21 protein-coding genes and 7 pseudogenes are annotated in these 24,931 nt (G+C 53.8%); 16 read left to right on the top strand and 12 right to left on the bottom strand.

The features are described from left to right. Window positions 1–35 precede the first annotated feature (35 nt). The 5 genes from CHINAEXTREME_RS14345 to CHINAEXTREME_RS14325 all read left to right on the top strand — a co-directional run bounded on the left by CHINAEXTREME_RS14345 (window position 36) and on the right by CHINAEXTREME_RS14325 (window position 6,335). Window positions 36–1,139 carry a glycosyltransferase gene (locus tag CHINAEXTREME_RS14345; RefSeq protein WP_007143883.1) on the top strand — a complete coding sequence of 368 codons (1,104 nt, stop codon included), beginning with the start codon at window positions 36–38 and terminating at the stop codon, window positions 1,137–1,139. Next, window positions 1,136–2,455, top strand: coding sequence for an O-antigen ligase family protein (locus tag CHINAEXTREME_RS21515; RefSeq protein WP_162276103.1), 1,320 nt, complete (start codon window positions 1,136–1,138; stop codon window positions 2,453–2,455). The genes CHINAEXTREME_RS14345 and CHINAEXTREME_RS21515 overlap by 4 nt, the downstream gene beginning before the upstream one ends. 538 nt (window positions 2,456–2,993) lie before the next feature. Next, window positions 2,994–3,887 (top strand): glycosyltransferase family 8 protein, encoded by an 894-nt coding sequence (locus CHINAEXTREME_RS14335; protein ID WP_007143884.1) that lies wholly within the window; start codon window positions 2,994–2,996, stop codon window positions 3,885–3,887. Between the two features lie 90 nt (window positions 3,888–3,977). Continuing rightward, window positions 3,978–4,811, top strand: coding sequence for an FkbM family methyltransferase (locus CHINAEXTREME_RS14330; protein ID WP_238593291.1), 834 nt, complete (start codon window positions 3,978–3,980; stop codon window positions 4,809–4,811). 12 nt (window positions 4,812–4,823) lie between these two features. Further along, window positions 4,824–6,335 (top strand): flippase, encoded by a 1,512-nt coding sequence (locus tag CHINAEXTREME_RS14325; protein WP_007143886.1) that lies wholly within the window; start codon window positions 4,824–4,826, stop codon window positions 6,333–6,335. A gap of 208 nt (window positions 6,336–6,543) precedes the next feature. Here CHINAEXTREME_RS14325 and CHINAEXTREME_RS14320 read toward each other — a convergent pair. Next, window positions 6,544–8,991, bottom strand: a pseudogene (locus CHINAEXTREME_RS14320) (MFS transporter). 88 nt (window positions 8,992–9,079) lie between these two features. Beyond that, window positions 9,080–9,355, bottom strand: coding sequence for a winged helix-turn-helix domain-containing protein (locus CHINAEXTREME_RS22280; protein ID WP_029601727.1), 276 nt, complete (start codon window positions 9,353–9,355; stop codon window positions 9,080–9,082). A 185-nt stretch (window positions 9,356–9,540) separates the two neighbouring features. Here CHINAEXTREME_RS22280 and CHINAEXTREME_RS14310 point away from each other — a divergent pair, with 185 nt between their 5' ends. Beyond that, window positions 9,541–10,038: a PadR family transcriptional regulator gene (locus CHINAEXTREME_RS14310; RefSeq protein WP_238593290.1), complete on the top strand. Its 498-nt coding sequence runs from the start codon at window positions 9,541–9,543 to the stop codon at window positions 10,036–10,038. Then, on the top strand, window positions 10,035–10,511 hold the full coding sequence (locus tag CHINAEXTREME_RS14305) for a hypothetical protein (RefSeq protein WP_007143889.1): 477 nt from the start codon (window positions 10,035–10,037) through the stop codon (window positions 10,509–10,511). The genes CHINAEXTREME_RS14310 and CHINAEXTREME_RS14305 overlap by 4 nt, the downstream gene beginning before the upstream one ends. A 10-nt stretch (window positions 10,512–10,521) precedes the next feature. On the opposite strand, the gene CHINAEXTREME_RS21510 is transcribed toward CHINAEXTREME_RS14305, so the two are convergent. Then, on the bottom strand, window positions 10,522–10,647 hold the full coding sequence (locus CHINAEXTREME_RS21510; protein WP_076738743.1) for an antitoxin VapB family protein: 126 nt from the start codon (window positions 10,645–10,647) through the stop codon (window positions 10,522–10,524). Window positions 10,648–10,749: 102 nt separating this feature from the next. Between CHINAEXTREME_RS21510 and CHINAEXTREME_RS14295 the strand changes: the two genes are divergently transcribed. The 6 genes and pseudogenes from CHINAEXTREME_RS14295 to CHINAEXTREME_RS14270 form a co-directional block, all read left to right on the top strand. Next, window positions 10,750–11,220 carry a hypothetical protein gene (locus tag CHINAEXTREME_RS14295; protein ID WP_007143890.1) on the top strand — a complete coding sequence of 157 codons (471 nt, stop codon included), beginning with the start codon at window positions 10,750–10,752 and terminating at the stop codon, window positions 11,218–11,220. After that, window positions 11,210–12,286 (top strand): hypothetical protein, encoded by a 1,077-nt coding sequence (locus tag CHINAEXTREME_RS14290; protein ID WP_007143891.1) that lies wholly within the window; start codon window positions 11,210–11,212, stop codon window positions 12,284–12,286. The genes CHINAEXTREME_RS14295 and CHINAEXTREME_RS14290 overlap by 11 nt, the downstream gene beginning before the upstream one ends. Continuing rightward, on the top strand, window positions 12,283–13,305 hold the full coding sequence (locus tag CHINAEXTREME_RS14285) for a hypothetical protein (protein WP_007143892.1): 1,023 nt from the start codon (window positions 12,283–12,285) through the stop codon (window positions 13,303–13,305). Before CHINAEXTREME_RS14290 ends, CHINAEXTREME_RS14285 begins: the two co-directional genes overlap by 4 nt. Further along, window positions 13,298–13,903: a hypothetical protein gene (locus CHINAEXTREME_RS14280; protein ID WP_007143893.1), complete on the top strand. Its 606-nt coding sequence runs from the start codon at window positions 13,298–13,300 to the stop codon at window positions 13,901–13,903. The genes CHINAEXTREME_RS14285 and CHINAEXTREME_RS14280 overlap by 8 nt, the downstream gene beginning before the upstream one ends. 194 nt (window positions 13,904–14,097) lie before the next feature. Continuing rightward, window positions 14,098–14,991 carry a hypothetical protein gene (locus CHINAEXTREME_RS14275; RefSeq protein ID WP_007143894.1) on the top strand — a complete coding sequence of 298 codons (894 nt, stop codon included), beginning with the start codon at window positions 14,098–14,100 and terminating at the stop codon, window positions 14,989–14,991. Between the two features lie 314 nt (window positions 14,992–15,305). Further along, window positions 15,306–15,674 (top strand): annotated as a pseudogene (locus tag CHINAEXTREME_RS14270) (IS5/IS1182 family transposase); the annotation flags it as partial. 4 nt (window positions 15,675–15,678) lie between these two features. Here the strand turns inward: CHINAEXTREME_RS14270 and CHINAEXTREME_RS14265 are convergent. Then, window positions 15,679–16,128: pseudogene (locus CHINAEXTREME_RS14265) on the bottom strand (IS630 family transposase); the annotation flags it as partial. Between CHINAEXTREME_RS14265 and CHINAEXTREME_RS14260 the strand changes: the two are divergent. Then, window positions 16,111–16,737, top strand: a pseudogene (locus CHINAEXTREME_RS14260) (transposase); the annotation flags it as partial. The pseudogenes CHINAEXTREME_RS14265 and CHINAEXTREME_RS14260 sit on opposite strands and share 18 nt — an antisense overlap. Before the next feature lie 143 nt (window positions 16,738–16,880). Here CHINAEXTREME_RS14260 and CHINAEXTREME_RS14255 read toward each other — a convergent pair. From CHINAEXTREME_RS14255 to CHINAEXTREME_RS14235, 5 genes and pseudogenes are all read right to left on the bottom strand, one after another. Then, window positions 16,881–17,375, bottom strand: a complete 495-nt coding sequence (locus CHINAEXTREME_RS14255) for a hypothetical protein (RefSeq protein WP_007142028.1) — start codon at window positions 17,373–17,375, stop codon at window positions 16,881–16,883. 2 nt (window positions 17,376–17,377) lie between these two features. Continuing rightward, on the bottom strand, window positions 17,378–18,058 hold the full coding sequence (locus CHINAEXTREME_RS14250) for a nucleotidyltransferase domain-containing protein (RefSeq protein WP_238593289.1): 681 nt from the start codon (window positions 18,056–18,058) through the stop codon (window positions 17,378–17,380). Between the two features lie 504 nt (window positions 18,059–18,562). Continuing rightward, window positions 18,563–19,207: pseudogene (locus tag CHINAEXTREME_RS14245) on the bottom strand (RNA-guided endonuclease InsQ/TnpB family protein); the annotation flags it as partial. Further along, window positions 19,201–19,347, bottom strand: a pseudogene (locus CHINAEXTREME_RS14240) (type II toxin-antitoxin system PemK/MazF family toxin); the annotation flags it as partial. The pseudogenes CHINAEXTREME_RS14240 and CHINAEXTREME_RS14245, both read right to left, overlap by 7 nt. A 63-nt stretch (window positions 19,348–19,410) precedes the next feature. Continuing rightward, a complete protein-coding gene (locus CHINAEXTREME_RS14235) occupies window positions 19,411–20,667 on the bottom strand; it encodes an RNA-guided endonuclease InsQ/TnpB family protein (protein ID WP_010546874.1) in 1,257 nt (418 codons plus the stop codon). Window positions 20,668–20,848: 181 nt separating this feature from the next. Between CHINAEXTREME_RS14235 and mntA the strand changes: the two genes are divergently transcribed. After that, window positions 20,849–21,295 (top strand): type VII toxin-antitoxin system MntA family adenylyltransferase antitoxin, encoded by a 447-nt coding sequence (gene mntA / locus CHINAEXTREME_RS14230; RefSeq protein WP_007142024.1) that lies wholly within the window; start codon window positions 20,849–20,851, stop codon window positions 21,293–21,295. Between the two features lie 62 nt (window positions 21,296–21,357). On the opposite strand, the pseudogene CHINAEXTREME_RS22525 reads toward mntA, so the two are convergent. Both CHINAEXTREME_RS22525 and CHINAEXTREME_RS14220 read right to left on the bottom strand, forming a co-directional pair. Next, window positions 21,358–21,574 (bottom strand): annotated as a pseudogene (locus CHINAEXTREME_RS22525) (type II toxin-antitoxin system PemK/MazF family toxin); the annotation flags it as partial. A 9-nt stretch (window positions 21,575–21,583) separates the two neighbouring features. Beyond that, window positions 21,584–21,856: an AbrB/MazE/SpoVT family DNA-binding domain-containing protein gene (locus tag CHINAEXTREME_RS14220; RefSeq protein ID WP_007142022.1), complete on the bottom strand. Its 273-nt coding sequence runs from the start codon at window positions 21,854–21,856 to the stop codon at window positions 21,584–21,586. Between the two features lie 90 nt (window positions 21,857–21,946). Here CHINAEXTREME_RS14220 and CHINAEXTREME_RS14215 point away from each other — a divergent pair, with 90 nt between their 5' ends. Then, complete coding sequence (locus tag CHINAEXTREME_RS14215; RefSeq protein WP_007142021.1) at window positions 21,947–22,354, top strand: MarR family transcriptional regulator; 408 nt, start codon at window positions 21,947–21,949, stop codon at window positions 22,352–22,354. A 72-nt stretch (window positions 22,355–22,426) separates the two neighbouring features. Here CHINAEXTREME_RS14215 and CHINAEXTREME_RS14210 read toward each other — a convergent pair whose 3' ends face one another. Then, window positions 22,427–24,745 carry a hypothetical protein gene (locus CHINAEXTREME_RS14210; RefSeq protein WP_007142020.1) on the bottom strand — a complete coding sequence of 773 codons (2,319 nt, stop codon included), beginning with the start codon at window positions 24,743–24,745 and terminating at the stop codon, window positions 22,427–22,429. Window positions 24,746–24,931 lie beyond the last annotated feature (186 nt).

The following is a 24,931-nucleotide window of genomic DNA, read 5'->3' as shown; positions in this document are numbered from 1 at the left end:
AACGTGTACTTCTATAAAATTAGGTTGATCCAATAATGGAAAAGAAATCAAACATAAAGATAACCATATTCATTGGAAACCTTGCTATTGGTGGTGCAGAGAGGGTTGCAATCAATTTATCTAAAGGGTTTTCCGATTTAGGTTACGATGTAGATATGGTTTTATTAAATAGGCAGGGGAAGATGGTAGAAGATATACCTAACAGAGTAAATACTGTAGACCTTGGTGTAGAAAGAGCTCGGTGGAGTTTACAATCTCTAGTTCGTTATATACACAGCACTAAGCCAGATACAATAATATCTATTATGACTCAAGCTAATATCCTATCAATCATAGCGAACAAAATAGCTGGTGATCCAGCTGTCACTTTGGTCACAGAGCATACAACGCTATCAAAGAAAAATTCATTAACAGCGAAGCGAGATCGGATTTTGGCACAGATAACTTATAAATATGCAGACCATATTGTTGGTGTCTCTAAGGGGACCACAAAAGATGTGTGTAAATGGGCGAACCTTCCGCAAACTGAAGTTAAGACGATTTATAATCCTGTTTTCGAAAAAGAGTTTATTGGGAAGGATTATGATCAGCCAGCACATCCTTGGTTTAGAAATGAGAATGTCTCCACTATAATGAGTGCAGGGAGGCATGTTGAACAAAAGGACTATACAACATTAATAAAATCATTTGCTAAACTGCCGCCAGAACATAATGCGCGATTAGTCTTATTAGGAGAAGGAGAACTTACAGAAAAGTATAAAGATCTAGCAGACCAGTTAGGGGTGTCTGAGCATATATGGATGCCTGGATTTATCAAGGACCCATTTGATTATATGTATCACTCTGATCTATTTGTATTATCTTCGAAAATAGAGGGATTATCTCTAGTGCTAATTGAAGCATTGGGGACAGGTACACCAGTAGTATCAACTGATTGTCCGTATGGCCCATCAGAAGTCCTGGACGGTGGGACTTATGGTACATTGGTTCCTGTTGGTGATGAAATAGCACTCGCAAATGCAATATCTAATTCTCTTAAGAATTCAGAGAACTACGCCAGACTTCACGAACGTGCTACTGAATTTACTATTGAACGCGCAGTTCAAAAGTATGAAGAATTACTAAAAGAATGTTTATGAGAAAAGATAATTCAATGGAAGTTTCGGAACATAACTCAGAAAAATACTTAAATGAAACTATATCCTATAACATTAAATTATTATTTTTAGGGCTAGTATTTTTTATACCAGTCCTCTCAGTTTTCCGCCCTGAAGATCTAATTATACTACTATTTCTCGCGGGTATAGCCTTACCAGTACAGTTTTCATACTCCCATCTTGTCGTTCCACGATTAGCCCTGTATTTGGTCCCCTTTATAATATTTATTAGTATATGTATGGTATATCAATCAGTGTTCCTCAATATTCCAGTTGCACCCCAGTCAGTAACTGAATTATTACACCCGCTAAGAATAATTGCAATAATTGTTTTTATTTATTATTTGACAGAGGAACCTCGCCACCGTTACCATATAACATTATTAATTGTTTTATTCACGCTTTTGGCATCACTACTAAGTCTGATTCAATCCGGTCTTATTCTTTACCTAGGTCCAGAGGCAGTTCCTTTTGTAAGATATTACGCAGGAGTCCATGTGGATACCCTTATTAATCAAACACGTATTTTTGGAACAGCTGTAAATCCAAATAGGTTTGCGATTTTGCTAGTTCCTGGAATAGTAATTTCAACCTCACTCCTTTATCACCATTACTACAATAGGAATTATAACTCATGGCTCGTTTGTTTGTGTATATTTACAACAATGGTTGGTTTTTTCACATTAGTATTCACGCAGTCACGAACGGGATTAATTGCTCTTATTGCAGCCTTAGCTATATCATTTGCATTAATGTTCTATTCTGAAAATGAAGGGATTGGAAAGATACTATTTTTCGTAATCTTCGGAATTATCTTGTTTACCCTACTCCTATACTTCGGATTTCTCCCGAATAGATATAATGTATTGCTCCAAGTTCGTGATCTCTCTACACTAGGAATTCGCTTCGAAATTTGGAGGGATCTATTTAGAAATTTTGAAAGTAACACAGTAACCTATTTTATAGGTCATGGGCCAAATTGGTTATATTTCAAAGAGTTTGGAGGAACTGATGGTGAATGGATTTCAATTATATTTCGATATGGGATTAGTGGCGCTTTTGTTTTCACACTCTTTTATGCAGCGATTGTGCGAAGATCCACGTTAGTATTACACGGAAATGGTAATGGGGATTCTATAGATAAATTACTCGCGTCAGTTTCAATTGGGCTGGTAGCAGCTGCAATATTATATGGTATCACAGATCAGATAGTTTATAACCAGCGCATTATTACGCTATTTGTTACTATATGGGCAACTACTGTCCATGCCAGTGTTCGAAAAGATTCCAAAGTTTGACTTATAGGTCGGAAGTGAGTTCGGAGTTGGCTATCTTAAAGTAAAACTCCCTTCAGGGCGCTGTCTAATTTAGCACTATATGATGATTGTGTCTTGTAGTAGTGTAGGAACTGTTTCTCTGCCGCTGGCCCAATTGGCCACCCACAAGGATGGTCGATCCGTATTTTGAGAGTATGAAACCACTTTCAATCAGGTCTCTCGACATGGTCAAGCTCAGTCCGGGTCGAGGGAGCAGGCCGATAGCCGTAGCATTCGATGAAAATCACACCTCGGAGAGATCGTCTATCTCGGTTAATCTGTGAACAAATTCAGCGGCAGGATCGGCGCTTCGTCGTCCAACCATTGCATTAAGAATCAACCATGAGCATAAATTCTCCTAAATTCGTCGCGTAAGACCCGTTGAGCAGGCCTGTGAGTTGCATGTCCAAGACTCTACGACTTGCTCGGTTCTCAACCGCCCTAACTAGACGATCCAATAGAGTGAAAGTGGATCCGTTACAACGAAGTACTTTTGAATCACTTGTATGCAGCATAAGAAATGACCAAGAACATAGTATATGCAACTGATGAAAATTATTGGATCCCGTTATATAATTCAATATACTCTTTATTGGAAAATAATAGATCGATAAATGCTAACATATATATAATATGTAATGAGAAAAATGAAATGTTTGACGAGAATATTGATTATTTACACGATGTTCACGGCGGCATAAATATAAATTATATTACTATAAATGACGATCTGTTTGCTGATTATCCTGAACCAAGGCATTTGACTAAAGGTATTTACTACCGGATACTATTAGGTACACTACTGCCAGAGGATATAAATAAAGTTCTATACATTGATTGTGATACATTAATAGTTAGTTCAATTGGTGATCTGATGAATAAAGAATTGGAGGGAGCTATGATTGGAGCTGTGCCTCATTTAGAACTCATTTCCCCTTTTGAAGGATTATCGATTGATAATTTATGGTATAATACAGGAGTGATGTTAATCAACTTGGAAAAATGGAGGGAATGTGAGATCGAAGAAAAATGCCTTGAATATATTGAAGAAAACCATAACATGCGATTGCCGCTCCAAAAGATATTGAATGAGATCATTCATGAAGAAGGGTTTTGGAAAACATTTCACCCAAAATACAACATGATGCAAGAATGGATAGAGAAATATGATGAAAGTGACCACGAACTGGACCCGAAAATAGTTCATTTTACTGGAGGTAACAAGCCTTGGTATTACAGAACTGTTCGTCCATTCAAACAAGATTGGTGGGACTATTTAAGTAAAACCCCCTATCACGATTATCAACCTAAGGATTATAATTGGAAAATTATTATTGTACACCATATAGATAAAAAATTAAAACAATACCCGGCTCTGAGGGATATGATTAAACCCATTTATCAATACTTTTAGTGTTTGTGTTCTGATGTGCAGGGGTTATGATGGCTTCAATTCAAGAGCAAAACGATTAACTGATGAGTGTTGGTTGATATCCGAATAACTATGACCAAATTTTTGAATTTAGGGTCATTGCTACGTAAAGCGAGGGACAGGATTTATAGAGGCCATCTCCGTCAAGCAGTTCGACATACAGGCCTTAATAATTATCTTTCAGGCCCATACTGGAAGTTAGTTTATCGACTTTCAAACAATATACAGGGATATACAGTTTCAAACCAAACGGCAAAATTCAAGATTAATAATTATACTGAGTTTATTCGTTTTCGCGATCTTTCTGGGGAAGAATCGATCTTAGAGGATTTACTCTGCTCTCTTGAGCCAGATGACATAGTTTACGATGTAGGTGCGAACGTCGGCACCTATACCTGTTTTATTGCCTCAAAACTCGGACCAGGACAGATTGTCGCCTTCGAACCGGAACCACAGAATGTAGATAGGCTACGTGAGAATATCAAATTAAATAATACTGATGCCAATGTTATAGATATAGCTCTCTCAGATTCTGATGGAACAATTGATCTATCACTTTCAGGTAACGAAGCGGGAGAAGGCGAGCACATGATTGCTACCGACCAAGAGACAGAAACGATCGAAGTTAAGATGGCTCGAGGTGATACAATAATTGACCGACACGGACTGCCGAATCCAACGGTCATGAAGATTGATGTCGAAGGTGCAGAGATGTTAGTACTCCGTGGTTTAAGTGAGACGTTCCGAAATCATGTTCGGCTCGCATATATTGAGGTCCATCCAGAGAAACTTCCTAAATTCGGAGATAGCGCATCTGAGGTGCATGTATTCCTTGAGGAATCTGGATTCGATGTTACCAAGATTTCCTCACGCGGAAGCGAATTCTTTTTACGAGCGTCGAGATAGCTGTAAAGGAGAATGCGAACGAATGTGCTCCGAGGATTCATCTCAATCCTTGGAGCAAAAGTCACTGTACTCCTCATTGGGTTACTAACAACACCCATTCTCGTCCGCTTACTTGGTAGCGCCCAATACGGCGATTACGCGTTCCTCCTTTCCGTTTTAGGAGTCACCATGGTTCTCGCTAATGCGGGAATTTTCGATGGAATGCGAAAGTACATTGCAGAGGAAAGAGATCACCCGAATTGGACCGAATATGTCTTTGGATTTTATCTCCGTATTGCGTTTGGACTAGCAATATTTGTGTCCATCATCTATGCTGTTTTCTCATGGGCAGGTTTCTCCAAACAATTGTTCAGTCCAGAATTTACCGTCTATTTTTATCTTCTCAGTAGTTTAATCATAATCCGTCAAACGTACTCGCTTGCTCGTGGAGGACTAATGGGACTTGGATTCGAAAACCAAAGTGAACCGCTTAATATACTGAGAAAAGTAATCTTTGCTCTTATAGGACTCTCACTTACTTATTTTGGACATGGAGTTGTCGGTATTCTCACAGGTCATGTCATTGCTAGTCTCACTGTTTCATTTCTAGCATTTAGAATATTATCCAATCGAATCAACCTTAGGAAAATTTTCGATAAAACCCCTCCTGACTTTCCAAAACAAGAATTACTCTCATTTAATGGTCTCAGTGTCATTCTGATATTACTCACTTCTTCGCTATACCATATTGATATTCTCCTGTTAAGGCCACTAGCCGGTAGCGAAGCTACCGGGTATTACCGTGCTGCGCTCACCATTGCCGAGTTCCTATGGTTTGTTCCTAACGCACTGCAGATGGTTCTCTTACATTCTACATCAGAACTTTGGGCAAAAGGGCGGACAGATCGAATTACAATGATGGTTTCCCAAATAACTCGGCATAATCTCTCACTTGTTATCTTACTCGCGATTGGCCTCGCAGTACTTGCTGACGATTTTGTTCCCTTTTATTTTGGATCCGAATTTGAACCAGTCGTCCTTCCGCTCCTTCTCCTGCTTCCAGGTGTCATTGGATTTTCACTTGCTCGCCCGATATTCGCAGTAGGTCAAGGGAAAGGAGAACTTCCGATCTTAATTGTAGCAACTGGAACTGCCGCGTTAGTGAATCTTTGTCTAAATATCTTACTTATTCCTCGATATGAAATGGTAGGTGCTGCAATCGCAACAAGTATTGGCTATGGTTCTATGATGATCCTCCATATATATGCAGCACGACAAATAGGCTATAATCCGATAGCTGATCTTCGATTTTGGAGGATTACAACTGTTGCCATGATCGCCGGCGTAGTTATTTTCGGTGTTTCCTCAGTAATTGACTCATCTCTTCTTTCTCTATTAATTGTTCCCCCCATTGGATTTATGGTCTACGCAACCTTGATGATCAAATTCGAAATAATTCACAAAAGCGAAGTTAATAAAATTATCCAACAGCTTCCAAACTCAATTGAGAAGTATATAACTACATTGGTTGAAATTGCCCGATAGCCATTCAACAGCTATTCTAGTTTAAGAGGAATTCCTACCCCAACAATAATATCTGTATTATAATTACCTTGTTTGTTGTTGTATTTAATTATATAGTTGAATTTTCGACTGGGCATGGGTCAAAGAGTCCTCGAAGCTACACCTAACCTCATAGCCGCGTGCGCTTCTAACCAGTTTATCATCCACTCGAGCGCCCGATCACTCCTGGTCATGAACTGTTCTTTGCGACAGTAACCGCCTGCCCGGTTAGCACATCCTCCTCGGTAACAGTTACCGTCTTGTTGCCGACCGAGTACTCACCACCATAGGGAACAGTCACTGTTCCTTGCCCATTGTCGCCAATAACGGTCTGGCGCACGTACATGAACGATTCGCCGGACACAGATACCTCCATCTCGAGAGACACTTCCTCACCCGACTTGCCAGACACTTCGAGGGTTGCACCGGGAACAACTGCATATGCGACAACGTCGTCGTCAACGAAAAGCGTCTGATAGTGTGCGACGCCATCTGTTTCGTTCCCACCAGCACCATACTCGTCAAACAACTGCGAGTACGTTCTCTCGGCCGGCATCTCGCTATCAACGCTGGTCACGACGACGTAGCCGACGCGACCCTCGAACTGGTCGTACCAGCTGTCGGCATCAGAATCCGTGATGAACTCCTCATAATTACTTTGCGCGTAGCCGTACCTCTCTGACTCCCCGTTCACGAAGTGATTGTACATCCGGCTGTCGCCCCATTCGCTCAGCACATAATTCTCCGGATACGCCCGCTCGTTCGCTGCGGCGTGCTCGTCGATCGCCTCGAGCGCCGCCACTTCCCCATCGCTGTAAGTAGTATCGGCGATCAGGCTAGGTACGTAGACCAAGCTGAGTCCGAACACCAGCAGTCCGATCCCGACGACGTAGACCGTCGCCCGTCGATCCGGCAGCGAGATCGAGGGCTCGAGTTGCCCGCCGTCGGAGGCGACTGATGGCGCGCCCGCACGGTTACCCGTCGGCGACGTGCCGCGAAGCAACGCTGGCCGTCACGCCAGGTCCACCGCCGAGAGCACGTAGACGACGCCGAAGCCGCCCAGAATCGCGAGCGGAATCGCGAGTTGCCCGGCGAACCGTACCTGAATGCCGGCCAGCACGAGGAGATACCCGACGTAGGTCCCGACGAGCAGCCAGCCGGGTTCGTACCGCCGATACACGACCCAGGCGACGAATCCGAGCACGGCCAGGCCGAGGTAGAAGCCGACGCCGAGCTGGTACAGCGGTCCGAAGAAGACGGCGTACTCCGTCGAGAACAGCGACCCGGTTTCGGTCGCGAAGTCTCGAGCGATCAGATCGTCGATCCACGACCTGGCTTCCAGCTAGTCTTCGGGACGCAACCGACGGAAGGCGTACAACCCGGCGACCGCGACGAGCGCCTCGACGGCCAGCAACCCGCCGAGGTGGATCTCGAGCCGGCGCCATAACTCCCCGGCAGCTGTCACAACGAGCCCGCCGGCCAACACCATCGCGGGCGTCATCGAGACGAACTGCGCGTGCCAGCCCCAGCGGACGTTCAACGCGATCGAGATCGTACTTCCGATAAGCAGGCCGCCAAGGACGGGAAGCGCCGCGAGGACCGGAGAGATGTTTTCTCGAGCGTCCATCGCAGCCCGCAACGCGATATAGCCAGCAAGAGGAATCAGCAGTAACGGCGAACCGCCCCAGGCGTGCGTACCGGCGGCGACCGAGATTCCGAAGACGATAGCGACGACCCACGTCGCAGGTGCTCGAAGATGCCCATAGACACAATCGTGGTCCTGTCCGCCGTTGCCGCCTACGGACTGCCGTTGTAGATCGACGGCAAGCCAGCCCAGCGACAGCAGCGTCACTCCGAGCCAGAAGTACTGATGCAGATTGTGATCAAGGAAACCGAGGCTCGTGTACACCGCATTGACGGGCATCACGGCGAAGACGAGTACCGATGCTACACCGACGCGCACGTCTCGCGTGAGCAACACGGCGAGCTTGTAGATCAGCAGTCCGAGCGCGACCGACGCGACGACGGGCAGCCACGCAGCGACCGTATCGGCCGCTCCCTGCCCACCGCCGAGCAACTCGGCGAAAAACCAGTTGGTCGCGTGCGTGGCCGGACGCCGCCCCGAGATACCGTGCGGTGCATCCACGAACACGCCTTAATCCGTCAGCCCCGACGACTCGGTAAGTCGATCTTCCAGCCAGTAGCGAAAGTAGTAGGGATCGTTCCCCGGCGACACGACGTACCCGCGCTGAAAGACGCTCCCGTAGGAGAGCATGCGAGCCACGGCGACGACAACCAATGCGCCGACCAGCGCCGAGAGCGCCCGGAGATCGACTTCGTAGTCGAGGGCAAATCCGCGGTCCGTTGCTCCCATCGACGTAACCTCTTCCCCGGCGAGGACGGCCCTCACCGTCTCGATGTCCGCCACCCGATACTCGCCGTCGGCCTTCTCCACGATTCCGCGAGAAATCAGCTCCCTGAACGTCCCGGAATTGAGTGCCACATCGTCGAACGTCCACGTCTCCGACGCCACGTCGACCTCGAAGACGGCCTCGAGCGCCTGTTCCCCGTCGTCGCGGTCCGCGAGGAACGAAGTGGTCGCCTCCGCGACGGCCTGCGGGTCGGCGTCGTCAGTCATTGCCCATCAGGTGCGGCCACGGGTTCATCACGTTTTCGCTCTGAGCTACACCTTCTCAGAGGCACTATCTATTAGACAAAACCTGGATTTACTGCTCTAAATCGTCGTCGGGATCCAACTCACTAGCATTGAGGTTCCCTTCGAGATACTGTTCACCAAATTTAGAAATTTCGTAATACCCGCGTTCGACTCGTGTGACAAGCCCGTACTCGACAAGAACAGAAAGACGTCTAGTCACCTCTTCTCTGCTCCGATCGATATTCTTGCTAATCACAGCCGGAGAGAGGACCATACCCGATGAATGCAGTGCCTCGAGTATTCTTTCATCTGTTGGCAACTGCATCCAACTATCGGGTTGACGCATAGTCCCAATACATCTGGGCCAATTCATACAGGTATCGATACACGAAATGCTAATCAACAATAGCTGATCGCAAGATCACTAATAGGTGAGAAGATTTATTAGGGATCCTACTGAATAATCAGTTAACGGGAGACTCATGTCCCCGATCATATGGGGCTAGGAGGAACGTAACGGGACCCGGTGCTGTGACACCGGATCCATCGTGGCTCCCGTACCTACGCTACGGAAGCATGTTCGAAAACGATTCACGGGGCCTTGAATGCCCCGACCAGACAGATGCATCGCCCATAATCACCAACCAGGCCCCAACATCAACCAATACAGCCTGGACAGCCCTCTCTGGACTACAACGCGATCTCCTCGCAACGGTCGCATCACTCGAGAAGACGACCCACTGCCCAGACCAACCGACTATCAAGACAAGCCTCGAGAATCAATACGACGAACTTCTCAATAACCATATCCAGCAGTCTCTCAACGATCTCCATGCGGACGACGTAATCGAATCCAAAAATCAGACGTACTACCTAACCCAGCAGGGACGGCACCTCCTTGAGGCGTATACACAGTATCTCGTCACCACCTGCTACACCGACCAGCTCGTCCTCCATCTCGAGCGCCCAATCATCCCAGGCGATCTCGAACAACTCTATACCAGACTCGAGGAGGTGATCCGCCGATGACCGACCGCCTCACCCTCCAGTGGCGACCGACCCACGGCCCGCCACGACGATACACATTCAAGCGCGGGGACGACACTTGGCACCGCATCGAGTCGGTCTGGACCGGCCGCGAGTGGCGCGTCACCGGCTCCGAACCGACCGACACCCCAACCATCGAGACGACCACGACCCTCGACACACCAACGACACCGCCGACACTCGAGACCCTCACAACTCACATCCAGAACACGTGGACCACTGACGACCCCGTCGTCCTCGCGTTCGGTACCACCTCACCCGACGTCGTCGCCTCCGTCGACGGTGATCTCCGACAGTACACCGACCAGCACCGGACCTGGAAGTCGATCACTACAGACGAACTCACCAATGTACTCCAGAGATCCGGGCTCCCGGAGATCAAACCCCTCTCGGAAACGCCGTACGAACGGTCGCAGTTCACCACCTCACCGGAGGTCCCGGCCGACGATGATTGAACGATCCCTCTCAGCCGTCGGCCTCCTCGAGCAGGCGCTGGATCACGTCGTCGAACGTCTCGCCGGGGTTCTTGCGCACGTTCAGCTGTCGCCACGTCTCCTCGGTGACCTGGATGGTCGTGATATCGTCGGCCATACTCGAGCAAGACCGGCCGACCGGTATAATCCTATTGAACGCCAGTCCCGAACAACTATAGGACTATACGACACTACGGCTGAACTATAGGACTATAGAACAATGGAAGAACCGAAGTCCATTCCCCTGACTGCAGAGACGCTGGCCGCCCTCGAGCAGTACACCGACGAAGACGTCGAAACCGTCCTCGAGACGCTTCTCGAAACCGCCGACGACCACCGAATCCCCGAGCCCACCTCCGACCCCGCGTGCGAGCCACCGTACGACGCGTACGTCGAGATCCTCGAAGGGATCGACACTCTGGCACACGACCTTCTCCAGGAGATCGCCGCCAGCGAGGCGCTCGACGACGACACCAAGCGGGAGGCGAAGCGTCGCCTCCGGGAGGTTCGCGCACAGGTCGATCCCCTCCTGCTGACCTTCCGTCGCCAGACGGACGACGGGACCGTCAGCGACGGTGGAGTGGCGATGCTCACTCGCCGCGGCAACGGACAGGTAACCCATCTCGGGCCGGATCCGATCGCGTTCGACCGCAAATCGATCGACGAGCGAGGTGCGGACGATGACGAGTAAGTCGTCGACCGCGGAGTCCGTCGACCTGATCAACGCGATCACCGCAGCCACGCCCTCGACGCGCGTGTGGCTTCGCTGGCAGAACGACGCCGACCTCACCACGACCACTCGCGGGACCGTCACCGACGTCGATCGAACGGCCGGCGTTTGCCAGCTCGAGCCGGATCGGCGACCGGATCTCCTGCAGCTCACGCTCACGAATTCGGAGATCGAAGTCGCGTCGGTCTCCGAAACGGCAGTGACCCGACTCGGCGTGCTTCGTGCCGTCGAGTTCAGGTCGCGTCCGAGCGACCGGCTCCGAATCACCGACGCCGGCGTCGTCGTCCCGGACGACCTCGTCGGTTATACCGGCATCCTGACGATCGAGGATCGATACGGTCGACGGTACCGACGGATTCCTGCCCCAGGCCTCGAAGACCACGACGATCGACTGCTGGCCCGCATCGCCGGCCGGTCGCTTGCGCCGTCCTACGACGCCCTCGAAGTGACGGTCACAGCCGGCGACCTGCATCGCACGTACGAACTCGTCGACGATCGGACCACCGCTTCGACCGAGAGGACGACCGATCTCGACCGCGACCCCGATCCGGCTCTCGACTTCGAGATTCCCTGCCGACACACACCGCCGCGGGCGCTCGACGCCGACGACCTCGAGCCCGTTCTCGCGGAACTCGGGCGACTCGTGCTGGAACTCTCCCGGCGGAGCAGCACCGATCCAGCCCTTGAGTGTCGGACTCGATCCCAGCTTCGCCATCACGTGAACGCGCTCCGGTCGACGACCGTCACGCTCCAGCAGCGGCTGTTCGAGACGACGGTTCCGGTCGATCCGGAACTCGAGATGCCCTCGGGAACAGGGTACGAGCCCCTCCTCGATCGGATCGACGACGTCGTTCGTCACCTCTACGAACGGCGTGCTCGAGTTCCGGAACTCTCGGCGGACGCGGACGCCCGTCTCGGGGAACGGTTGCTGTGGTGTCGCAGTCAAACCAACGCGATCCGGAGGCTGCTGTGTGTCCCGTCCGACCGTTCGAAGGCCCCGTCGACTGCCGGAGGTGTCGATCGATGACGGACGAGACGGAGCCGACCCCACAGGCCCTGCTGAGTCAGCTTCGAACGCTGCCACCCGGAGCACGCATCGAACTCACCTGGGATCCCACAACCGACACAGACAAAACCACGACGACAGGCATCATCACCGACTACGAACCCAGGACGGCCTACAGACAAATCGAAACCGACGAGCGAACGCTCGCACTCGTGCCGGCGGCCGATCACAGCGAACTCACCGTCTCGGAGGTCACGACCGCGGGGACCTGCAGTCTCGGCCGGCTCACCGATCTCACTACGCTCGAGTTCCCTGTCGAGGAAGTCGAGCTCACCGACGACGGATTCGACATCCCGTCGTATCTGGTGGGCTACACTGGCTTCCTTTTGGTCGAGGACGGCCAGGGGAGACGTGAGCTCCGGATTCCGGAACCGGGACTCGAGGAGACCGATCCGCGCCTGCTCGCCCACATCACGAGGATTCCGGAGACCGTCGCCGACGAGCCGATCATGGTTCGTCCGCGGGCCGGTCCACACCGCAAGTACGAGATCCTCGACACCCGCACGGGCGAGGAAACCGCCGACGCCATCGAGCCGACGGGGACGCCACCCGACGGAGACTACACGGACCTCGAGCCGACGATCCACACGGTCCAGGCGATCACAGACACGGTCGACGACGACGCGGCGCTGTCCGCGGACGCCCGAACGACGGTCAGACGTCGCTTGCACACGCTCCAGGAGGCGCTCTTGCGAGCGCGACGGACGCTGTTGGATCCGCCACGAACCGACGAGTGGTCCCCCACCGCTGCGGAGGGCGATACCGAGTGGGAGACGTACGCCGAGATCCTCGCTCACCTCGAGGAGCGACTCGAGGCCCTGCACACGACGTCGAAACGGGAAACCGGCAGCCTCGAGCGCCGGCAGGTGCATCTCACGTTCGACCGTGCGCGCACCGAACTCGAGGAGCTTCGCGCGCTGCTGACCGACGCTGCCGGAGCCGCCGACGACCCAGCAACGGGGGGTGTCGCCGATGAGTAGCGACGGCCCGCCGCGCGAGGAAACGGAGGGACGAGGGAACGGCGACGGGCGCTGGCTCGAATACCAGCTCGAACAGGCGATGCGTCGGTGGGGCTACAGCGCCGCAACGCGGGTCTCCGTGTATGGCCTCGAGATCGACGTCGCCGCTCAGCGCAAGGAGAAACGGGATCGGCCCACCGACTGGCTGCTCGCCGAGTGCAAAGACTGGGACAGCCGCCTCGTCACGGAAGACGAACTCTTCCGACTCTGTATGCTCGCCTTTACCTGCGGTGCGATGCCGGTCCTGTGTCACACGACCGAACTGACCGAGCGCGCCGAGGAAATCGCCCGCAAGTGGGAAGTCCGTGTGCTCACTCTCGAGGACCTGCATCGTGGCGATCTGCCAGCCCCGAACGCGCTGGGACCTTCGGACGATCTCTTCGAGTATCGGTATCGGATGACCGGCCGCGAACAGCGGGGCCGTCTTCCCTTCGTGTTTCACGACAAGCCGAACTCCCAGTTCACCTACGTACCGGGATACGAGCCCTCCGGACGGACTCACGAGTATCGGCCGATCGAGGACGACGAAGGTGAAGAGAACACCGGCGGAGGTGAGTAACGGAGGCCACATTCCCCAATCCGGTAACTCGGCACCGATTTCGGCCGTCTCTCACTCGGAGCGACTCCCGTTCTCTGTGAGCTAGGGACCGGTCACCCCAGCGAGTGTTCAGGCTGTCGGTTGCCGGGCCACCGTTGCTTTCGGACCGTATCGCTCGTGAACAACCCTCTCGAGAGCTATCGCTACGCATTCCAATGTCGTCGAACACGACTCCAACAGCAGATGCACCGACCGAAACCACGACCGAGCTTGCCGCGGAGTTCCAGCAGCTTCGCGACCGGATCGACCGACTCGAGACGGATCTCGAGCGTAAAGACGAACGCATCGAGCAACTCGAAGCGGATCGGGATCACCTCCAGGAGCGAACTAGCGAACTCGAGGACCGCGTCGACGACCTCGAGTCCGAAACCACACGCCTCGAGAGCTTGGCCAAGGCAGCCCTGAAGAAAGCCAACGCGAACAAAGCACGCATCGCGGAACTCCAGAGCCGCGAACTCGAGAAAGGCGCGCATCTCCGCGTCGAGACGATCGACGAACACGCCGTCGACGTCGTGGATGGTCGCCTCGAGCGCATCACGAAAGCCGACGGACAGGCCTACTACCGCCTACCCGAAAGTGTGGATCCGCTCGAACGTGGCGGCAACGTCTCGCTTGCCTACGGCGACCTCCTTCCGATCCAGCAGCTCGCGCGCATGGACGAGGAAATGCGCCGCTCGGCGGCGAACGCCCTCCCGACACGGTTAGCCGCAAAACTCTGGCAGGCACGAACTGACTCGAGCGTTGGAGACAACCCGTGGGAGAGTGGGTGCAAGGATATCGACGAGTACGTCAAAGCCAGTGATCTCAAACACTGGATTCGCCGACAGGAGACCGGCATCAGCGAGAGCTACGCGAAGAAGTTGGTCTCGAGAGTGATCGACGCGATGTTAGATCTCTCGAAGAACCGGTTAGCCGTCCGACGACGACAGGAGCGCAAGAACGGCCTCGAGTACACCGAGCGGCGGTTGGTGATCCCCGTTGATGCTGAACTTCCCGGTGAAGGAGGACCAAATAGAGAGCATCCAGAGACAGATGACGTCCACGGATAGCGCTGTCCACGCCGGAAACTCACTCCTCGAGAGAGGTACCTCTCTGTAGGACGACTCCAGTTCCAAGCGATATGCGGGTGGTAACGTGGTATCGGTAGCTGTAGGTGTCTCTCGAGTGGTCCTCGGCGGTCACATTCAGGGACAGAAAGTCTTGCTCCACCGGTAGACAACAGCTGTCACTGGAGGGTGGTACTATGATGGTCAGCAACGACAGTACCCCCACCTTTCGCCAGTAACCAGTCAGTGGACTACCGAATAGGAGGGTGTCATAGAACGATTACCACACCAAAGAGCAGGGTGAATGCTGAGATGGTATGGCCTCAGCGACCCTGCAAGATGATCCTTCGGTAGAGTCGTTCTTCAATGTCGCGGAGACCGAGACGCTAGCGTTGTTCGAGCACCTCTCCTTCGAGTTTCTCGAAGAGTTCGACGTGTTCGCCCCGGCGCAGACGGGGCGAACACGAGAGCATGAACCACCAGAGTTGATGCGTGGCTTCCTCCACTGCTACTACAAGGACATCTACGGGATTCGTCCGGTTGAGCGAGAGCTTCGGAACACGGTTGTTTGGCTCAGCTGTGGGTTCGATCGACCGCCGTCCAGAGACGCGGTCGATCGCTTTCTCACCGACCTCGAACACGTCGTTGACGAGGTCTTTGGCCGACTCGTCGAGCAGGCCGCCCTAGTACTCAAGATAACTTTTGCAAGTCGAGGAACTGCTTGATCCAGTTGCCAGCGAAGCTCACACGAGCAGTCAATCTCTCGAAGACAGTACTGACGAGAGCGCGGAACTCTTCCGCGCTCTCGACGATTAGCGGAGATATTTCCCACTTCAAACTCTTCCAGACCGATTCGATTGGGTTGAGGTCTGGCGATCCAACCGGCAAGAATACGAGATCGATACCGAGTTGGGACGCTCGCTTACGCGTGTATTCGCACGTGTGCGAGAAGAGATTGTCCAAGACGAGCAGAATCCGCTTGCCGGGATTCTGCTCGCGTATCCTTTCGAGACAGTCGCAGATTCGTTCTTTCGTCTGATCTTCCGGGAATGAGACGATGCTCTCGCCGTTGAGTGCATAGAAGCCGACCGCTGGTTCATCGATTCGAACCAGCGGTCGCTCCGCCGCGGCCTGCTCGACTTGACTTACTGCATCGATTCAACTGACGTGAGGGCGATGCCTGCCGATCAAGACGCGTCGAAGTGCTACGATCCAACCGACGACGAGTACTACCACGGCTACGGCTGTACGATCGTCTCGACCGGACAAAAGATCCCGATTGCGGCGGAGTTCACAGAGAGTAAGCAAGCGCCAGAGGAGACGGCGATGCGCGTCACGCGTGACGCGCTCGCCGTCTCCACACCGATCTGGATGCTTGGAGACAGCGCCTACGACACGCTCGACTGGCACGACCACCTGCTGGCCGCAGGGGTCGTGCCAGTCGCTCCGTACAACGCGCGAAACACCGACGAGCCGAAAGATATCGAGTACAGAGTCGAAGACCGCATCGACGAACACAGCGAAGACGTTCAACTGAAGCAATCCACGTTGGATGAGACGTACAACCGCCGTACGGGGGTTGAACGAACCAACGAATCAGTCAAGGACTGCGGCCTCGGGCGAACGCACGCCCGAGGCCGCGTCCACGCACGAGCGCAGGTGTTCCTCGCACTCTGTCTGCGCCTCGTGGTCGCCATCACCAACTATGAACGCGGAGACAATCCGGGAAGCACCATCATCACGGTGTGAGAAGAGTTCTATGACACCCTCGAATAGGTCAATCCTGATCAGCAGTAGCTTTCACGGGTGACTCCGGAGATATTCCCGAACTGGCTGTCGGCAGCAAGAACAGGCTCATTACGCTCCAAAGCGCGCCGTATTGTTCACCGACATCACTCACAGATGCATTCGTGAGATTGTCCAACGAGATTGATGATCTGTGAATGGATCTCGTCGGCGAGCGCGACCATCGTATCTGCACGATCATCAGTAGCCATCCCATCCTGGTAGTACGTGTGTGCACGGTTTTCGTTCCAGAGATCTTCGAGTTCTGTCGCAACTTCGTCAGTGATGAATCCGACTTCGGCGCTTCGATTGATCGCGGTGGTGTGTGATTGTGGCGGCTGGGATGGATCGTGATGTCCCTCTGTAATCAACCAGAAGAGCAGCGTTCGTTCGATCGACGTGAAGCCGGCTTCAATCGTGAGCGTGTAATAGCCGTCTTCGAGCAATCGCTCTGCCCCGGAGAGAAGTCGACACGCCTTCCGAAGTTGGACGAGATCAGCACTCGAAACGTCTAGCCCTTCCTCGGGAGTTTGCCCCCCACGACGGAACGCCTCCTGTGCGTTCGACAACTCCGGCTCAATGTCGTCGTGGTTAATCGGCATGGCTACACATCCCCTCCAGACGAGGCGTATATGTTCTGGCGTAACTCCTGTAGTTGGTCAGAACGGTCGAGTACTAGCCCTTCGTCGAATATCTCTTTCAGCTCTCCGCCGTGGGAAACAGCGGTATCCGGCGTTTCGACAAGAACCTCAAACTCGTATCGGTGACCGTCGAACGATTCCTCCTCTATATCACGCGCGACAGACGTACAAATACGCCGTCCATAGGTCAGATCTCCGTCAACGATGACGAGGAGGTCAATGTCACTGCGACGGTCTGCTGTTCCGCGTGCTACGCTCCCAAAGAGAATGACTCCAACGAGTTCGTCAAGTTCCTCGCTCTCTTGGATGCGTATCTCGAGTTCATTGAGATAGGCTTGGACTGGCTTGCAGAATTCGGACTGTGGGATCATGAATACCGGTTCCGGTCGCTGAAGATGATCTATGTCGATCGTGATTTGGGCGGGGTGCTGCTCGCTCACCTCGATGACGCCCGACTTCTCGAGGAGTTTGACCGAACGCGAAATCGACGATACGTCCGCGCCCGTAATCGACGCGAGTTCTTGCTGTGTAAACCCTTCGAAGGGATTGTTGGCGAGATGATGAAGGATATCCTGCATCGCTTGGTATCGGAAGATTCGTTCTTCCGGAAATGGGAAGTCAAAAAGCACCCTCGCACCTTGCATATTATGCAATAATTTGCCCATCATGAAAATAGTTCGGGTTGGGTGGCGGTGCTCGACAGGATGAAACCTCTCCGGTTGCTTCAGCAGGCCGGGTTTCTCGTGCTAGGAGTTTTCCTGCCTTCAGGCAAGAGGCGGCAGTTAACCGTCGAACTGACCAAGGAAATTATGAGTAGAATGGTCTTCGAAGATCTAGAGCCGATCAGTTGAGTCTGCCTCTCTGTCGAACTGACCCACCCAACCGTAGCATGTCCAGTCTTCAACCTTAGTTGACCGATAGAATCTCCTCTGAGTGGAAACTAAGAATTGCCATGGGAAGTGAGAGTTCCCATCAGGGAACCACGACTGTAATTTCCTTTCCAATTGACAGCTAGCGGCCTTTAGCCGAAAAGCGAGAGCAGACGTTCCCAACGTACTAGCTGGTTCCCCAGAGTCAAGTTACGAAATCCGAGAACTCAGTCGAATCGTGAACTGCCACGGGCGCAGTGGCCCGTGGCTTCCCGTGGATTAGTCTGACACACCCGCGACACCATCGGCATGGTGGCCTCTGACGGTCTCGTGGGTCACGGTTGGGGCGTCGACGGCCCCGATGTCTGCCGTCGCACCTTCATGACTTGCGGAAGGGTGTTGAGAGCAGGCACATTTCTATCCAGTTTCTTCAACCCTTTCTTGGCGATGTTGATAGCTGCGTTCCGGTCAGCGTGGTCTTGTCGCCCACATTCAACACACTTGAAACGCTTCTTGTCACGGTTTGCACGAGTCGTATGCTCACACGCAGTCCTCGAACACGCTTGACTCGTGTACTCTGGGTTGATCTCGTTGGGCGGGATGCCTTGGAATGCGGCTTTGTACGTGATGAACTCACGAAGTTTACGGAACGGGAGGCTGTGGAGGCGACGGTTCATCCGCGTGCCGTAGTCAATTGAGTCCCGCATGTCTTTGAGATCTTCAAAGACAATAGCGGGCTTCTCGAACTGCGACACCCACTCCACAACCTGCTGAGAGAGTTTGTGGAGTTGATCGTGGACAAACCGCTCCTCTTTTTGCTCGAACGTCCGGTCGAACGATGACTTCCCGGCGTTCTGCATCCGCTTTCGCATCGTGATACCGATGGCGCTCCGCCTTGATTTCAGGGAAGTCGATAATCAGAGACGGTACTCGAGTGCCGTATCGACCTTGTCCATGCGCTCGTCCGGAACGGACCCAATCACATCCACGATTCGATGTTCGATCGAGACAGTCCGAAGTTGACTACAGAGTGCGACTGAATCCTCGCGAAGCGCACACTCGTCGCAGAGCCGATGATTTGACATCCTCCTCCGCCTGAAGGCGGAGGAATCCCGAGCGTTGGGATATTACGGTTTGCAGACTTCCTGTTCTCTCGGTGTGAACCGTCCGCTCTCGCGGTCGAACAGGAAGACTCCGGGCTGTGCCAACCAGCCGTTACTCATATCCCCCGTTGGGGGACTCTGAGTTATCTTTCTGCGGATGTTCACCGCGCCATTCACGTCTGCGTTCATCGTCGTCTCACATGAGTCACAGACGTACAGACCGCGCTCCACACGGTTGCTGTCCCGAATCTGCCCACAACACGAACACGTCTTCGAGGTGTTCTCCTCGTCTACACGGTCAACGAGGATTCCATGTTCCTCGGCCTTGTATTCAAGCAGACGAACGAATCGGTCGAATTCCCATCCGTGGAGTTTCTTGTTCCCCGACTGGCCCCAGTTCCGCGAGTCGCCGTTCTCGTCTTCGCGGATGTCGCTGAGGTCGCCAACCGCTATCTTCTCCACACCTTCGTCTGTGCACCGTTGAACGATGTGTTTCGAGAGGGTGTGGAGGAAGTGGTCTTTACGCCGGGAGAGTTTCCGTCGGGCTTTCCGCGCGCGTTTCGATGGCCCGTTCTCGCCTTCGGTCTGGTACTCCTCGCGGGTGAAGTAGTGCTTGTCCTGTTTCAGTCCGTTCCCCGGATACAGTTCACTCGCCCCGTCTTCGTAGTCGATGGCGAGGTAGTTGTTGATACCGAGGTCAATACCCGCTGTCTTTTCGCCGGGTGCGTCCTCGACGGGAATCTCTTTCTTGCAGACGAGGTGGAGTTCCCACTCGTCGCCGTTCCAGACAGCACGCACCTGCTGGATGTTCTCGACTTCTACGTCGGGACGGGTTTCGTACTCTGCGAGGATGAAGTCAGACCGTCCGTCTTTCAGATTCCAACCTTTCGAGAGGCGAACACGGTTGTGCTTGTCGTCGTGCTTGATGCCTTTCTGCTTCCACGTCACGGTGGAGCGCGGGTGTTGGTCGCCACGTTTCCGGTAACCCGGTGGGTTATTGCCGTCGTCGGAGTTATACCAGCCGGTGAACGCCTCAGCAAGCTCTTCGAGAACTCGCTGACTTGACTGAGAATGCAGGTCACTATAGCGTTCATGGTCTTTCAACTCCGATTTCAGTTCGGCTTCGTCGGGAACCTCACCGCCTTCATCCCACCGTTGTTGGATGTAGTAGCGTCCGACGTTCCACAGTTTGGATGCGGAGAACCCGCATTGGTCAAGGTCGTCACGAACCTGACTGTGGTTCGTGATGCGTGCGACGTAAGTGCGGGTTGTCTCCAGCATCGTACTGTGTTCATAACCAGTTATGGAATATAGAGTATTAATGGCTGTGTTTGGCGTGGAATATCCAGCCCTGTCGGTCTCGGTGGAAGGCGTCACTGTATGACGGCGCGTATCCACGGCCTGAAGGCCGTGGTATTGCGCCTGTTCAGCGTATAAGACAGTATCCCGCGTAGCTGTACACATGCGAGACGACGCTCGCGTTTCGGACGACGATATCGACGGTCGCGTCGATCTCGAGGGGTTCCGATCGGTGTTTGCGGACGCTGCCGTTCAGTATGCGGTGCTATTCGGATCGTACGCGACCGGCGCGGAGACCGACGCCTCGGATCTCGACGTCTGTGTGCGGTTCCCCGACGAACTCTCGAGACGCGAGCGGTTTCGCCGGCGCAATCGCATCGACAGCGCGCTGCAGTCGTATGCCGACCCGTTCGTGGACGTGAGTGATCTCGAGGCGCTTCCCGAGACTGTCGCACTGAACGCGCTTCGGGACGGACAGCTGCTGTACGGTGATTTCGAGACGAAAGCGGCAGACGAGCGACGACTCGAACGGCAGGTCGACGCCTCGAGCGATGAACGGGACCGACGACGACGCGAATTTATCGACCGGCTCGCCAAGGGTGACGTCTGATGGTCGATGAAGACGTTGTCGTCCATCGTCTGGAGTTGGTTAACCAGTATACAAACGAGTGCAAAGAGATGCGTGACGTCACTAGAGAAACGTATCTCGAGGATGTCGTTCTGCAACGCGCCGTCGAACGATGACGTAAACGGAACGACGACAGTTGTCGGAGCATTCTCGTTTCCGACGTCGTTCTGGATGACGAGACACGGCCGTGTACCGTGCTGTTCTGATCCGCGTGGGTGGATCTAACTCAACGATGGCGATATCACCGCGTCGGATGTGCATTGCTCTCTCCTACGCCTCCCAGTCAGGAATATCGCCGAGATGGTCATCTGCTTCCTGCGAGACCGCGTCCAACTCGTCGGCGAGATCTTGATGCTGTTCGGCGCGCCGACGGTAGCCTTCGGCGAGGTCCTCGCGTGAGATCGGTTTCTCGATAACGATTTTGTTACCCTCAGCGCGGATTGTTACCTCGTCGCCGCCTCGAATATCGAACTCGTCTCGGAATCGTTTAGGAAGTGTCACCTGCCCATGCTCCCCGACTTTCCGTTTTTCTGCCCCAGTCACACATATTCATATCATATCCAGACGCTTAACGATGGTACTGATAGTTGCGGGTCATTTTACATGGATGTAATCCAAAACTCTAATTGCGATATGGGGGACTCTCAGGATAGCGATCCGTTCTTGGTAACCCCGGAAACTGACGAGTACGATGCGCTCGGCTTCCTCGTTCGGAACCGAGGAGTGAGATATAGTCCGTTTGAAATCGCGTCCCGTACAGACATCAGCGAGGCAAACGCGTCCAAAACCCTGACTCATCTCTCCGAGGAGGAACTCGTCGAACACGATAAGGGAACGTACTACGTTGATCCCGATCGCGCAGAACACCTGAAAAATCGGCTTGAATCAGTCGATGCTGCAGTCCGACTCTTTGAAGCAGCTCCCGATGACGATGCGTATGCTGAACCGGGATGGGAAGACCACGTCCCGAGTATCGACAAGAACGGCAAGACCGAATCTGAGACTACCGGTCCGGACCTTGTTGAGGATCCCGAGGAGTAAGACACGACGTACAGCTGGGAGTAGAATTGGAATCACCCACGAATGGGGTTCCTCGAGAGATGACCGCCGTCTTCAGCCTTCATCCTCGATAAACGACAGATCCGGCGACACCAGCCCTTCCGAGAACCGGAACCTTCGGTCGACCAGCGTCTTGTTGTGGTCGTCGGTGGCATCGACCTCGAAGTAGGCCCGCAGCGCTCGTCCGAACCACGTTTCGTTGGGCTCTTTGAGATCAGTTTGTTCCGTATACCACGCCTTGAACCGCCGTCGCAGCTCGGGGATCGGAATCTCAGCCCCCTCACGTTCGACTGTGACCAACTCGACGAACGCTTTGCTCGCTTCCTCGTAGCGAATCGAGGCGCTTTGCTGGGGTTGCTCCCACAGCGGCGGCTTTTCGAAGATGGTGAAGCCGTTGTTCGACTGGAATTCGACGGTCGTGTTCTCGAGGTACTCGAATCGCGTCGGGACGAGTGGCTTCCGGATGAACGAATAGCCGCTCGCGGCTGCACCTTTCGTGGATCGGCGCCGGAGTACTTCACCGGAGGCCGACTCGAGGACCCACTCGTCCCCTTCCTTTCGGACGCGTGGCGTATTGAACTCGAACGCATCAACCGACTGTTCCGCGTCGCCCTCGGCGAGTATCGAGCCGTCCGGGCCGACCAACTGCAACCTGTCGTCGGGCGTCAATCGCCACGTAGCTTCGGACAACTCGCGGGGAAGGAGATACCAGACATCGTCAGCAGCTCGATGCACAGCCTTGCGCTGGGTGTACAGGACCGTCCACTCTCCGTCAGTATCCTTAAACGGCATGCTGACGGGGCCCTCTTTGGCCTCGGGATTCGTCGTCCACAGCTTGCTCTTTGCCTCAGCGCGGGTTTCAGTGACGATATGCACCTGATGGCCGTGATAGGCAGCCCGTGCGAGGTTCGTGATGAGCGCTGCCGGCTTCGTCTTGTTCGCGACTTCGATTTCGTGGAAGTGGACAACGCCGTCCGTTTTGCTCACGATATCCGGCCGGGATTCACCGTCAAGATACTGCGTCGTCGTCGGATCGTGATCCGGAATATCCACGTCGATGACGTCCTGATCAACGGCAACGATCTCGTGACCGTGACGGAGCAAAAATTCGATTCGTTTGTTGACCAATTCCTTGTGACGATCCGACTCTTCATCGGAGTCGTCGGTCACTGCGGTCGTATCGCCGGGTAGTTCGAGCCCGTAAGACTGTCGCGTCCCCGGACTTTCACTGCCGAGTTCTTCGGTCGTGATCTCCGGTTCGTCTGTGGTAGTCAGTTGGCCAAACGAACTCACCTCGAAGTACGCGGGCACCGCTGTGAAGAAATGCGGCAAGTCGGCTTTGGAAATCGGAATGCGTCCATAAGCGCCGAAGAGTTGCTCGTAGCGATCATCGTTGTGGACGCGGCCGGCAAGCAGTGCCCGATAATCCGGGGAGCCCACTGCAACCTCCTCGATCGACCCGTCCCGGAGACTCATCTCATCGAGTTGCTCGAGTTTGGACGGATGGGTACTCTGCTGGTCGGCGTATCGTCGATGTGGTTTGATCGGCAGCGCCCAGTTATCGGTTGCTGGACCCGGAACGTACTCCGAGATCCGATACTGGTTGTCCGCAGCGAGGTGCTTTTCGAGGTCGGCTTCGGTGACGATTCCGTGCCCGGTTCCAAACGGCGCGAGTCGTGCCGAGACAAGAAAGTCGTGCGGGTTCGATGAGCCGGCCGGCTCTAACAGACACTGGTGGACAAACGGAACGCGGTCCTCGTTGAGCGTCGTGACGAGTTCGACCGTCGCAGCCTTCTGTGACGTTTCGACGGGGTCGAACGACAGGTTCGTCGGCTGCAGCAGGCGACTCGTCGGAACCGGCATCTCCCCGAGCGGCGCGAGATCGATGGTACAGATCTGGGTTCCGATTTCACCCTCGAAGTGGTCGTCGACGATCTGTTTGATCCGCTGTGCTCGCGTGTCCCGTTTTCCATCACTGTCGCTCGAGACCGGCTGTTCGGAACTGATAGCCGACGTCGATTCACCATCTGTCTCATCAGGATCCTCACTACCAGCCTCCTCGGGATCCCCGCCGTCATCCTCGTCGGCATCTCCACCGTCAGTATACGCGTCAAGGGTCGTCTCGCTTTCACGCGCAGCCGATGGGGCGTCCGCATCAGACTCCTGCGGTTCGTCGTCCAGTTCCTCGAGACTCTGAGTGTGGGTCATCTCCGTACTGTGGCCGATGAGGAAATACTCCTGTTGGACCTCTCCGGGCCACGTCAGGAGCTCGAGCATGTCGATACCGTACTCCTCGAGGATGTCCTCGGCGACGTCATCGAGTTGCAGCAATCGGTCTAGTCGACGATCCTCGTCGGCATGGCCGGGGAACATCAAGCGAACTGCATTGGGCCGACAGTACCGGAAGTCGTCGTTACTGTCGATGTACCGTATTGATCCGTTAGGTGATTGCATTTATTTGTGATCTTCTGTTTTCGGAGCGTTGATCGGCGTTCGATACGACTGCCACGCCCGCTGACCAGAGTGAGATCCGAGTCGTGGGCTGGCCTGGAGACCGCG

Source organism: Halobiforma lacisalsi AJ5 (genome assembly GCF_000226975.2).
Classification (GTDB): Archaea; Halobacteriota; Halobacteria; order Halobacteriales; family Natrialbaceae; genus Natronobacterium; species Natronobacterium lacisalsi.
The sequence above is the reverse complement of the archived record's forward strand: the minus strand, read 5'-3'. Positions and strand labels throughout refer to the sequence as shown.